This is a genomic window from Candidatus Omnitrophota bacterium (assembly GCA_018894435.1).
Taxonomy (GTDB): domain Bacteria; phylum Omnitrophota; class Gorgyraeia; order JAHIPI01; family JAHIPI01; genus JAHIPI01.
Genome location: JAHIPI010000094.1, coordinates 1 through 13,232 on the forward strand (window position 1 = coordinate 1; position 13,232 = coordinate 13,232).

Genomic DNA, 13,232 nt, shown 5'->3' on the forward strand with positions numbered 1-13,232 from the left:
GAATGTAGCCGACGTTTAAACGTCGGCTACTTTGATATATTCTCTCCCTCTCTGCCTCGAGGGCAAATGAGTGGTGGGGGGGTCTACCCCTCACCCTATACGTATCTCTGAATAAACTGTTTCATTATATACTATGTATCAGGAAGTAGCAAGCTTTTTTTTGAAATCAGAGAGGTTAGTTTTTGAGAGGTTTTTACGGGCTTTAAAAGACTTGGACATGTCCATTTTCATGTCCAAGTCTGTCCACTTTCTAGACGGACATAAAATCATAACCCATTGAAATATATACATTTACAAAATGTCCATCTCTTTTTACAGACATGCCTATTTTAGGTGAAATGTCCGTCTTAAAATGGCCTATTTTTAGGATAAATCTACCCATTCCCTCTCTTTAATAATCCTTTCCATCATCCTTTACTTCATGCAAGATCTTCTGGAGGCGGTTGATTAAAATCCCTATCGGTAATATATCTTCCCCATTTATCCCTTATATCATTATCATCCATTGGTAAGAAACCAACTCGACTTTCCGCTCCCCTTATGGCCATCTCTAAAGCGTCCGGACCGTCATTATGGTCGCTTCTCTGGTTTTATTGATAATTTTATGAATCATTTTTTTCTCGTCTTTTTTTAAGGAGACTTCCGTTAATTCAACATTAACGATATCATCAACCATCCACCCCGCAGAGGGCGCCATCATACCCTGAGGAAAACACCACTTAGACCCGTCATTCAGTAACATATTGGGAAACTTAATTGCCGTAATTCTTAAGTTTTTATATAAATTGAGATATTCCATTTTTTCGGTCAAACCTAAATACTTCATAATATCATCGGATCCTTTGATAGCATGGATGTAGATTTTCCCGCCCTTCGTTTTATTCTCTATCTTAACTATCCTATCTGAACGCACATATTCACTTCTTTCAGGCTCGGCCATTTTATCTTTGGCACTCCATTTTGAAGGAGGAGGAATTATAGCGTATAATTCTAATCTCGAATTGCCTTTCTTCAATACTATATTATTTCTTTTTGAATCGATGGATTCGATTTCCCATGTTTCATTTTGGTCAGAATATGCGGGCATTGTTCTCCTCCTTCTTTTTACAATGCTAAATCTTCTCATAATAATTCGTTTACGTTTATTCAAAGTTAAATTTTCATCCTTTCAATACTTTTTGATCGAACTATAAGTCAACGCTTTTTATATTAAAAATCCAACAACTCCGAAGGTTTTACTTTAAGAGCCTTGGCAAATCTGCCGATAGTATCAATCCTAACGGCGGGCGGATTTTTCCCCTCAATCCTCTGGATGTATTTATAGTCGATATCAGTTATATCAGCGAGAGCTTTTTGCGTAAGTCTTCGTTTCTTACGCAGGAATCTTATTTTCTTGCCCAGTTTCAATCTTAAATCTTTGCCCATACTGCCGTATTATCCTATTTAGCGGGATTCCTTCTGGTTCTCTTATGGAGATTAGTTACGCCTGAGGTATCGCCTTCTCTTCCAGTGCCTTCCTTATCGTACCATATAGCGTTCTATAATCAAGGGGCTTCTTGAACTGACCGGCTATATTCATGTCATCTAGACGTATACCGCTGTAATCAGATGGCCGCGTATTGATAAGAATAAGACTGACTTGTATCTTGCGTTCAACCAGAAGCTTCAGAATAGCTATACCCATATTATCCCGCATCTCCATATCTAAAATAATTAAAGAGGGCGACTTATTATTATCCAGAAAACCCGCCATCGCTTCAGTATTACCTACCGGATGGGTTACGACCCCGCTCAAAAGAGTAGCTATAGACGTCATTAGCGATGACATCATAAGCGTATTGTCCATAGATAGTAATATATGTTTATGCATTCCTCTTTCGGCTGTCAAATTAATTTACCTTCTTCTTCCAAAACTTCCTTTAGGGCAAGGGCGACTTTTTGATTGTATTTTTCAGGATGCGATATAAATTCTTCTACAGCTTCTTTGGGAGTAGCTGCCTTTCGATAAGGCCTGTCTATGGCAGTAAGGGCGTCATAGACATCAACTATTGCCATTAGCTGCGCCTCAAGCGAAATCCGATCGCCCTTAAGGCCTCTGGGATAGCCTGATCCGTCTAAACGCTCGTGATGGTCTCGTATGGCATCAAGAAGCCCGCGGAAATGCTCGCTTTTGCCGAGTATATCTATACTAGCTTCTGTATGCATTTCAATAATAGATCTCTCCTCATCAGTCAGCTTGCCTGGTTTTCTTAAAATGCTATCGTCAATATTGATCTTGCCTATATCATGCAAGAGAGTCATTTCTTCCAGAAGTTCCAACTTATCCTGCGGCATCTTAAGTTTTTGGCCCACCTTTTTAACCAGCTCTGCTGCTCTTTTAGCATGGCCCCCCGTAGGCGGGTCTCTTTTTTCCTGAGCTTCAACAACAGCGTACAAGGTATCAACATTCGCCTTCTTGGTCTTCTTAAGCTGCATGACGTATCTACGCAATAATTCCACAAGCCCCCTATTTTTTTGTTCGAGGACCTTTGCGGTAGGCCCGTATTCTTCGCCAATCGCCTTCTCTCCTGACGTGATATCCGGTTCGAATTCGGTGCCATCAATTTCGGGATTATATCGGCATACCTTATTGGCCCCGATTTCCTCGGCCCTCTTTGCCGCGAGTCTAGCACTTTCTATAAGTTCATCGCCTGTTTTTGGAAACGACTTAAGACTTATGGTAGATACGCCAATGGCTATAACCGGCTTAAGATGTTCTTCCATTATGCCAAAGTTGGTATTTTTTATAGTGTCCTTTAAGCTGCCTGCGATGCCAAGAGCTTGTCCAGAATCTATCTTAGGCAAAAAGATGGCAAACTCGCCTAATTCAAGATATGAAGCAAAAGATTTTTTTATTTCTTTGGCTTTAGCCTTTAGTGACACCCCGATTTTTTTGTGCATACTTTCACTTTTCTCAAAGTCTAGGTCTGAACTTATCCGTTCAATATTAACTATTTTGATTGCTAAAAGCGAGCTTTTAGGCTTAAACGGCCCTTCTTCTACCGCAGCGTTAATCGCAGGCAGAAAATACCAATAGTTATACAAGGATGTTAAGGAGTCCATATTAGCTAATGCGTTGATTTTATCCGTCACTAAACGCTCTACTTGATTTCTATAAAGCGTCATGGCAAAAAATAGCGTCGGCAGTAATACGAGAACATCGAACGGCTGCCAAACTATGCCGTATTTCATGAATAAGGAAAATACAACGCCAAGAAAAACTCCAATAACTACTAAGAGCGACAATAACCCCTTCAAGGCATCTTCAATGTGGTAAAACAATATGAAGCACAAAATATACAATAGGGCAACAACGCTGAAAGCCAATGCCGGATTTACCTCTTTTACATGATTAGATGAGATTATCGAATTGAGCACATTCGCTATTACCAGGCCGCCTGCCCTGTATCCAAAAGGCGTCTGGTGAATATCATGGAAACTTTTCCCGGTATCGCATACTAGGACAAGTTTTCCTTTAAAAGTTTTTGCCGGGAAATCTCCTTCTAAAACTTTCCATATCGGAATGTTTTTTATATCATTGAAATCGCTCACATAATTTATAAGCATGCGGTTTTTGTCGTCAACCGGCAAATTAACATCCCTGTATTTGGATTTAAACGTAACAACACGGCCCCCGTTTGTAAATGTGTCATACGGCACATCCATATAACGCAGGGCGGATTTGACTTCAAACGCGATATTTACCGGGTTTTTGTCATTATAGACAAGCGAATATATTTTAAGGCGCCTGATTAAACCGTCAGGATCCGTCACGGCCCCTGTAGCACCGTACGCTGCGCTTGCTTCGGCAAACATATTTTCAGGACCAAAATAGAGCCTCTCTCCTTCTTCCTTTCCGTAAAAGGCAAGCAACACGACATTGCCGCATCTTTTTATTGTATCCGCGAATTTTTGATCGATTTCGGTATTGCCCCAGCTTACACCGCTTTGACCGAAAAGATTAATATCAAGCACTATGACTTTAGGACCATCCTGATTAATCTTATCCAGGAGTTCGGTGAAAATTTCCCTGCTCCATGGGCGGCTTATTTTAAGGTTATAATACGAAGTTTCGTCAATGGCAACCATGACGATGTCTTTGGGCGGAAGTTTATCCTTTGCGCGGCTTTGACAATCTTGGTGCCTCAACTGGAAAAGATAGTCGGATGACTTAAGGCGCCCGCTTCTTATGATAGGAGAGTATATAAATATTCTGAAATATGCGGTAAAAAGTACAACGCCGATAAGGATAAGAAATAGAGGTCCTTTAAGCGTCGATATTATATTTTTAGTTTTCATAGGTATACCCTGCAAATAAACATCCCCTTATAATATGATTATAAGGGGATGTGGCTTTAATCGCAAGTGAAATTTATTAGTTCTACTGTTCCGGAAAGCCCTCGTTTATTATGGCGGGCGGACACCAGATACTTGCTTCGTTGTCGGTAATCTTCATTAGCCGGTTATTGCCCGCGAATTTAAACTCGAGATCCAATACCACTTTATATAGGCCCGGACGAGCAGCCCATGGAATGTAATACGTATCTTGAAGAATGATATTTGTTCCGTCACTTAGAGTTATCGGCTCGTAAGATGCGAAGTTCTCTGTTGGGCTGCCGGGCAGAATTTCACCGGTGTCGCAATATTTCTGGATGGTTGTGACGTTTAAGTTCTCGATGGTTTCAGGGGTATTGCCTTCTATATCAGTCAAGTTTGTCAGAGTGATGTCCTGATACATATTTGTGCCGATGTAGTAGGCAGGATATAGACCTTGGTCAAGGAAAATGTAATTCAGATATTCAAAGTCAACATCAAAGGGCCATATTGATGATGACATAAGATCAACTGATCCTTTATTAGGTGCTGGCGGAGGAGGATTAGTCTCCGCGGCCCATATTTTGCCACTGCCTTCGTAGTTAGGATCTGTAATTAACGGCATATCTTTTGCGGAGTGCTTTATTGATTCCCAAAGGTAGCCGTTATTCACGTCAATGTTATGTTGTCGAGCATACTGGAGTTGGAGGGCAAGCAATCCCGCTACGTGAGGAGCTGCAGCAGATGTTCCAGAGGCCAACCATACTGAATTATCAGCGCCTACTACATAAACCCGCTCCGCGGGTGCAACTATGTCCGCGCCACCATTCGACACAATATGATTTTGACCTATCCAACGGTCCAAAAGCGTTTGATCTTCAGCATGTCCGCCTGCGGAGATTACATTGTCAAACCTTGCTGGATAGTTTGAATTAATACCGCCGTCATTGCCTGAAGCAGCCACAAGAATTACTCCATTATTGTATGCATTATTACACGCGTTCTCCATCAGTGTCTTTAGTTGCTCCCAGCCAATTCCACCTTCGACACTTCCGACACTCATCGATATGATATCAGCTTTATGCGGCTCTGTACTTGCCCATTCTATGCCGGAAATAAGATTAGTCAATAAGAACCCTTGCGCATCACTCTCTCCTATCCTAACAGAATAATAACTCGCGTTATACGCAACACCAACAATCTGATTTACACCTTCGCCTACGGCGATAGAAGCAACACCAGTTCCGTGGTCTTCTGTTTGATCTAAATGAGGCATCGGATCGGTATCATTATAGACAAAGTCATACCCGCCTAAATAGTGATCATTTAAATTTTCAAGGGTATAATTTACACCCATGTCAATTATTGCTATCTTAATGCCTGTCCCGTCAAGGTTATAATTATCCCACGCAGCTTGGGAGTTTAGCCCTGCTTCCAAGTTATTCCACCTGACAGTTACAGTTCCAGTGTATGAAAGAGCCACCATTTCATCCACTTCTTCCCGCCAACCACTTAAGGTTTGAGCATAGACGTCTTTTGCAACACTAAGCTTTGAGCGATATTCACCAAGTAAGCGTCGAAATTCCGCGTAATATTCCCTCAAGAGCTTGTTGCGCTTTGCAACGAGAGTGTAATATGCGGGTGTTTTTGTCCTGCCCTTGCGTCGATAATTATCCAAGAGTTTAGCGTAGCGAATGATCGTTTTCCTTTTCATGAAAAGTTCGCGAAGTGATGTCAGGTATTCCCGGCGCATCTGTTTAATGGTAATGCGATATTCTCCTTTTATTCTTTGGAAGTATTCTTTCTTAAAACGATTGAATAGTGCAAGCTCTTCGGGATCGCGCTCTTTGCCGCCCTCAGGCAATTCCATCAGTATATCAGGGGTTACCCCTTTTATAGTTTCTTCCTGTTTGATCAATTCTATATTTTCCTGCGGGATTTCACATACAAGGGCTTTTGAAGTGCTAAATGCGCGGATTATAGTGCCGTTATATTTCTCAACCAACGAAGGATCTACTACTGCATCATCTTTAAATATTACAATTACTCTTTCTTTCCCTTGGCTTTGGAGTTCTTGAAGATATGCTTCTGTGGAAGATTGTTGGTTCTCAGCAAATGCGGACGAAGAAGCAACTAGGCATAAAAATACTATAGAAATGAAAAATCCCCTTTTTTTCATGGCCCTTTACCTCTTTTTTGTGCCGAAAACGAAGAAATGCTATAGCATCTCCCTTTCTTATGCTATAACAATGCTGCAATTAAAGTGTATCACGAGAACTTATCTCTGTCAAGGCTAAAAACGAAAAGAAAAAAAACCGCATATTTTTTAAAAAATATGCGGTTTGAGGTTAGTGAGGCATTTATATATTTTCTATTAAGGTGTTTCTCTTCCCCATCTATCAAACCCAATCCTCGCAAATTCTTCTTCGGTTACACACCTTGCTGCGCCGTCGCCCCCTACATATATTACAAAGGGATTATGCCATTTAAAAGTAGCGTCCGCAAGCGTGATATCTTCCGGATCCTTAATTCCGGCCGATTCGCTTATAAAATACAGGATACTTTCCGAAGAAGCCCCTTTAATATCCTGTAATGAAGCCGGTGTCTCGGACCACCCTGTAAAAGATGTCTCTTCTCCCCGCGGGTCATTCGGGTCAATAAGTACGCGAGGATCATCAAGGTAACCTGTCGTTACCAAATCCATTACTGCGCTAGGAAGCTGCCCGTTATGGTCGTCTGCGTACATATGGGCCGCTAGTCCTATTTCGTTGCCGAATTTCGTGGCAACGGCCCTCCTAGCGCTCTCCCTGGCACCCCTTACAGCAGGTGTTATAAGAGCTACGAGAACGCCTATTATTGCGATTACTACCAGTAATTCAACCAACGTAAAGCCTCTATTTCTCGTTTTCATTGTACTCGCCTCCTCAGGGGCCAGGGCTGGTTGATTTATACCTTTTTTGCCTGACCAATAAGTATACCTTGCGATTAAGCGTTTGTCAAGCTAGATTTTGCATACCTAACGGCGTTGATGATTGTAACTATATATATTACAACAAGTTACATTATTAAAACTTATTTTAAAAGACCATAAAAAAGTTAATCTTCTTTACCTTTATAGAGCTTATTCTCGAGTTCCCAGATCCTGGCTTTATGAATCAGGATAGACTCATAGAGTATAATCGCAAGCACTATGACATCAAAGGCATTCCACATTACGTTATAGAGGAGTAATACAAAAGAAGTTGCCACATAAATGACAATGGCCGCAAAAAGTATTAAGGCCCCGTTACCTACTGTATTTTTATAAAATAGGAGTCCTAGAATAACGCTTGCCACGAATAATATGGCAAAATGCACCCTAGTCGGTGTCTCAATAAGAAAATACGAATACACAAAAGAATTGATTATGTTTGCGAAGATCAGGCCGCCCGGTACTCTGCCTATAGGGCTATTGTGCTGATCGGGCCTGGCCTGCGAGGTAGAAGTCAAAAGCGCGATTTTGCCTTGAAGTAAATCCGTTTTAAAATCCCCTTTGAGAAACTTCCAAGCAGGGATAACAGGCATCTGATCCATAGTGTAAAGGTAATTAATGGGTATCTGGTTATGCATATTTAGCGGAACTTTTATTGAATCCTCTTTCGAGAAAAAATACATAGTGCGTGCCGATTTATTTAAAGCGAACGTCTTTGTCTGCATATCCCGATATATCAAGGCTGCCGTTATAGGAAGCGGCATCTTCTGAATTGACCACTCCGGCTCGAACGTCGGAGGGATAACTGTTCTTACCGCATCATTGCCTGAATTCGCCATGACATCGGCACGACCGTAGTCCATGCATGCCTTTATTATTTCATCATCCATTATCATGGGGCCGGTATCTTTGACCAGGTAAGCCATAAGCACATTACCGGTTTTTTTAATCGTCTCTATCAGGACGCCTCTCTGAGCGTGAGGATTCTTGGGATTAAATACAGGAGCTATATCGACCACAATAATTTTAGGCTTACATTTCGAAATACCCTCTATGGTGCCCGCCATAAATACAGGATGAGAAACAATATCCCCCTCGGTTCTTAGCAATGATTCGTCATCTACGGCAATCATAACTACTGCGCTTTCCTTAGGATAGTCTGGCCTGTAATGGGCATTGAAGGCGAGCCTTGGCTTAAAAAAGAGGTCCATGAATTTCGTCTTTGCAGATAGAAACGGCGGGATAAGAAGTTGACAAGCGACAACAAGCGCATATAGAGTTATGATTAGCAGTCCTGCCAATGCGATCTTCGTCGGAACGAAATCTTTTTTATTCAATTTATGAAAATCTAGCCTCAACCGCATGTTTACTGGCCACCCATGTAATAGTTTTAATATTTAAGGAAAGTATACCAGATAACCTATTGATTTACAAGAGGAAGTGGGAAATTGCCGATGAGCTACTGTGGGAATTTTATGGAAGCGAATAACCCTTGCCTTCGCAGGCAGGATTTTGGGAGATATAATCGACATCAAAGTCAGGGTATTCGTATAAATTGCCTGGTACGGGCGTACGTTCTTCCTGTATAGCATCACACCAGATGTCGTGGGTATTATTGTAGAAGTCGTTGCCTACGATATTTACGATCCTATTACTAAGCAATGTGCCGTCTTCATAGGTAATATGAACGCCTGAGTCAGATGAATCGGTTATAATGTTGTCTTGGATAAGCGGATTCTCCTTGTGCATTCGCAGTAATATGCCGCAATCATTCGCTACAAAAGTATTGTTCCTAATCTGACCTAAGATTTGTCCGCCGAAGGCCTGTGAGAAGAGATTTACGCCTACATCAGTATTCATAATGAGGTTGTTTTCTATCGTCGGATATTTATCGCTACTTTCATACATATTCCATACCTGGATACCTTTTCCAAAAGTTTCTGCAAAGATATCCGGATTAGGTTTTATAATACAGCTTATAACGCTTACTTCAGAATCTATCACAGTAATACCGGCATCTGTCAACAGCTTCAAATCAAAATAGTGATCACTAGAGTAATTGATCTGGGCCCCTTCGTTATAAAGGATGCTAACATCTCTTATTGTGGCACTTGTTTCGGTAAGAGTTATATTACCTTTTATTATGGTTGTAAGCCTGTCTTCGCCTCTTATTATAATACCGGCCCTCTCTTCCGGTATTATAAGGTCTCCCACGTACTCCCCTGAATAGACATATATCACATAACCTGTCGGAGCATTGTTAATGCCTTCTTGAATTGTAGCGTAGTCTGGATTCGGACCTCCTATTTTGACGACAGTGTCATCTTCCACTGTAACGATAAGCTCATCTATAGCCGGGCCATTTCCTCCAAGATCCCATACTGATAAGGTAACTGTATATACTCCTGATGCCGCATAAACATGCGACACTTGCGCTCCATCTTGTTCGGGTGAACCATCACCAAAGTTCCATCTGTAAATTGCTATTCCGCTATTATCATGCGAAAGCGATCCGTCAAAATATACCGTATCGTCTTTAAATACTGTTTGATCGGATCCAGCATAAGCGGTAGGAAATTCTGGATCTAAGGCAACAGCTACAACGATTGCCTCACTCTCGTTATAATCCTTATCCTGGGCCGACAGCACTACAATATTGGAGCCTGTTGCCAATGGATAATTATAAGACCAGTTTGTTTCTTCGTTAAGTGGTATCACTTCTGCACCGTTTATCACGATAGACGTTCCTGAAGCCTTGTCACCCGATAATGCAATAGGTGTAGCGTTAGTAACCTCTGGTACTTGATTTAACGTTGGCGTAATTGACGTACTATAGTTAACAAATGCAATATTATCTATATAAATCGTTCCTGACATAGGCACATTAAAAACAAACTTAACTTCCACAAGATTAGTTAAATCTAAATTCATGTTTTTATTTTTAAAATCTAAAAGCGGGATATTGACTCTTTGCCAATTTGTTGATACCGTAATATAGCTCTCTAAGTCCAATTGGCAGCTAGTGCCGCCGGAATCATTATGTTCTTTTAATCCTATATCAGGTCGTTCTCCGCCAACAGCGCCTTTTATATAAAAAGTAAGCGTATCCTCGGATGAAACGTTGACACCATTTAATGCAGCAGTCCACCCGCACCAGGCACCTGACGGCACATTATACGTAATGTAAAGGCTTTTTCCCGAGCCGCCAAAAGGATTGGTAGTCTCATAACCCGGAGTTATGCTGGCGCCAGAACCCCATACATAATTAGGGCCTGAAAGGGCATTCGTTGCTATATTATCGTTGAAATTATCGACATAAAGAGAAGCGGGCTTCTCATCTAATGTAACGCTATCAATATAAATAACTCCAGTTCCACTGCCGATTGTCTGCTCAAATATTAGCGAGAGATTACTCAGTTTATCCCAATCAGTAACGGCCCTAAATGCGGCAAACGGTATTGATACCTTTTGCCATTCAGTAGTTACACCGCGCAATAGATAATCGGTTATCATAATCTTTGTCTCGTGCGAGGCAAAATCTTTTAAGCCCACTTTAAATATCTCGCCGCCTGTCTGGCCTTTGACCCAAAAACTCAATGTACTGTATTTTCTTGCGTCAAGATTCTGAAGCGCGCAGTTAAAGGAGCCATACGAACCTACCCCTGTGATATTGTACGCTATCTTCACTGAATATCCGGACCCACCCAGTACATTGGCCGGATTCTCGTTATAATAACTGCGTGAGCAAGTCGCGCCTGTAGTTGCATAGGTACTTGTTGCGCCTCCCACTATATTCGGGTCGGTTCCATCATTAAAGTCGTCAATTAAGAAATCTTTTACCCATTTGTCCTTTAGGTCGTAATATGCTTGGCGAGGCTCCATTATGTTTAAATTCGGATAAGGACCATTATCAACAGGGCGCATAATGCCCCACCATTCTTCATTCGAGAAGCCGTCAGGGTGGGCTTCATCTTCATAGCCTCCATAATCATGGCTATCCGGCGCACTGCCTAAATCATCGTCCTTCCACCACTCATCAGAGTATTCCATAATAGTCCCGCCTATACAAAAATTCAAATTCGCCGCGATCTCATTCCATAAATTGACCGCGCAACTTGCCTGTGTATTTTCGTATTCCGTTGAAGCAATATTGTCCCATGCATCTATGCCATACTCGGATATTAGAAGGGGTTTTATGCTTCTAAATTGATAATCTATGAATAAGTCGCCAAATGAAGAGCCCCGATAGGTATTAGCAGCCCAGATATCAAGGTAATTCATGGCAGTATCCTCGGCCCTTACCGATTCATCGCCTATGTATAGCAAATCTCTACTGGGGAACATAACAGGATGGTAAGTTGGCCCTTCTATCTCATAGGCTTTACGCGCCATTTCGTTTATCAGGGTATATAGACCTTTCATAACTCCGGCATACCAGTAATTGTCTTCATTCCCTATAGCCCAAGCCAAAACAGCCGGATGATCCTTATATGTTTGCACATATTGAGCAAACTCGGCTATCGCCTGCCTTCTATTTTCAGGAATTGAGTAATCTTTCGTATAATCAAGCCATATACCCATTATGACATAGACGGGGCTTGTACCATTATTATAGGAGGCATCCAAAAAGGCCCTGTTCGTTACTTTGCCCCACGTCCTGATTGTGTTACAGCCCATGTTGCGTAAATACGCAAAGTCTCTACTCCACATATCTCTATTGTAAGGCGTGTCGGCAAAGACATCCATGTATGGCGATCCGTCGCCTTTATCGTATGGGTAGTATCCTATAGGAGTCGGCTGATAGCCTACGCCCCGTACTGTGAATAACTTGCCGCGTACTAACAGGTTTTGTCCTATAGTGCGTACCGGACCTATGCTCGGCTCTTTAAATAACTTATTTGAGAACTCAATATTATCTATGTAAATGGTACCTTCCATAGTCTTCCATTCGAAGACTATCTCTAATCTCTCGAGGTTGGATAGATCGAGTCCCTGCTTCGCAAAATCATTCAAGGCAATCTTCACATAGTGCCAATCATTTTCTAACGTGAGGTAGTCCCTTATGTCAACGCACACTCTTTTTGAACCATCGCTTAAATAGACATTAAAATATTCGCCTCCTACCAATCCTTTTGCGTAGAAACCAAGCATGTTTAGATTAGAGGCATCTATTCCACCAAGCGTAAGTATCCATCCGCAGCTAGTGTCCGGAGTAACACCGTCATATGTAATCTTTAAGCTGTAGCCGTCTCCACCGTAAGCGCCATCAGATATATAGCCTGCCTGTATAGCAGCCCCATTAGCAAATGACCAATATGGGCTTCCAGGTGTATTAAGCGGCATTGCCGCATCAAAATTATCAATAGGTATATAACCCGATACAAATCTTATATTGTCGATATAGATACGGCCCTGGCCGCTTCCAATCATACCTTCAAAGGTTATGACGAAACTATCCATCTCATTCCATGTTACTATTCCTTTAAAATCACTCAATGGAATAGTTACTTTTTGCCAAGATGTCGTTATACCATCAGGAAGATAATTTGCTATATCGAGTTTGCTTTCGTTTCCGTGGAAGTCTTTTAGATAGAAGGTGAATTTTTCGCCACCGGCGGCACCTCTTATCCAAAATTCCAGCGTATTGTACATCGAAAGATCCATATTATTGAAAGCGGTCCAATAACCCGCAAAACTACTGCCATAGAGGACATCATAATCTAATTGCATTGAATAGCCCCACCCTCCAAGCACTATACCAGGATTATCAATATAAGTTGTCATGCAGGAACTCCCATCCTGAGAGTCAAACACGCCCATATCACCGCCTAAAAGATTCGGTTTTGTGCCGTCATTAAAATCATCTACATGTAACTCGTTAGGCGTCACACGAAGCTCAAAATGCGTA

The 13,232-nt window shown here is 41.6% G+C and carries 7 protein-coding genes and 1 pseudogene; all 8 read right to left on the reverse strand.

From position 1 onward, the window contains the following. Window positions 1-550: 550 nt before the first annotated feature. Window positions 551-1,087 carry a hypothetical protein gene (locus KKI13_08010; protein ID MBU4488986.1) on the reverse strand — a complete coding sequence of 179 codons (537 nt, stop codon included), beginning with the start codon at window positions 1,085-1,087 and terminating at the stop codon, window positions 551-553. Window positions 1,088-1,209: 122 nt separating this feature from the next. Then, window positions 1,210-1,425, reverse strand: a complete 216-nt coding sequence (locus KKI13_08015) for a helix-turn-helix domain-containing protein (GenBank protein ID MBU4488987.1) — start codon at window positions 1,423-1,425, stop codon at window positions 1,210-1,212. Window positions 1,426-1,480: 55 nt separating this feature from the next. After that, a complete protein-coding gene (locus tag KKI13_08020) occupies window positions 1,481-1,870 on the reverse strand; it encodes a response regulator (GenBank protein ID MBU4488988.1) in 390 nt (129 codons plus the stop codon). Window positions 1,871-1,884: 14 nt separating this feature from the next. After that, window positions 1,885-4,338, reverse strand: coding sequence for a CHASE2 domain-containing protein (locus KKI13_08025; GenBank protein ID MBU4488989.1), 2,454 nt, complete (start codon window positions 4,336-4,338; stop codon window positions 1,885-1,887). Window positions 4,339-4,420: 82 nt separating this feature from the next. Further along, window positions 4,421-6,532 (reverse strand): S8/S53 family peptidase, encoded by a 2,112-nt coding sequence (locus tag KKI13_08030; protein MBU4488990.1) that lies wholly within the window; start codon window positions 6,530-6,532, stop codon window positions 4,421-4,423. Window positions 6,533-7,144: 612 nt separating this feature from the next. Continuing rightward, window positions 7,145-7,264: pseudogene (locus KKI13_08035) on the reverse strand (prepilin-type N-terminal cleavage/methylation domain-containing protein). A gap of 185 nt (window positions 7,265-7,449) precedes the next feature. Further along, window positions 7,450-8,688 (reverse strand): CHASE2 domain-containing protein, encoded by a 1,239-nt coding sequence (locus KKI13_08040; GenBank protein MBU4488991.1) that lies wholly within the window; start codon window positions 8,686-8,688, stop codon window positions 7,450-7,452. 109 nt (window positions 8,689-8,797) lie between these two features. Next, window positions 8,798-13,213, reverse strand: a complete 4,416-nt coding sequence (locus tag KKI13_08045) for a PKD domain-containing protein (protein MBU4488992.1) — start codon at window positions 13,211-13,213, stop codon at window positions 8,798-8,800. Window positions 13,214-13,232 lie beyond the last annotated feature (19 nt).

Coding starts and splice junctions, on each gene's coding strand:
- KKI13_08025 (MBU4488989.1), bottom strand. CDS start 4,338: ATGAAAACTAAAAATATAATATCGACGCTTAAAGGACCTCTATTTCTT.
- KKI13_08040 (MBU4488991.1), bottom strand. CDS start 8,688: ATGCGGTTGAGGCTAGATTTTCATAAATTGAATAAAAAAGATTTCGTT.
- KKI13_08015 (MBU4488987.1), bottom strand. CDS start 1,425: ATGGGCAAAGATTTAAGATTGAAACTGGGCAAGAAAATAAGATTCCTG.
- KKI13_08020 (MBU4488988.1), bottom strand. CDS start 1,870: ATGCATAAACATATATTACTATCTATGGACAATACGCTTATGATGTCA.
- KKI13_08030 (MBU4488990.1), bottom strand. CDS start 6,532: ATGAAAAAAAGGGGATTTTTCATTTCTATAGTATTTTTATGCCTAGTT.
- KKI13_08010 (MBU4488986.1), bottom strand. CDS start 1,087: ATGCCCGCATATTCTGACCAAAATGAAACATGGGAAATCGAATCCATC.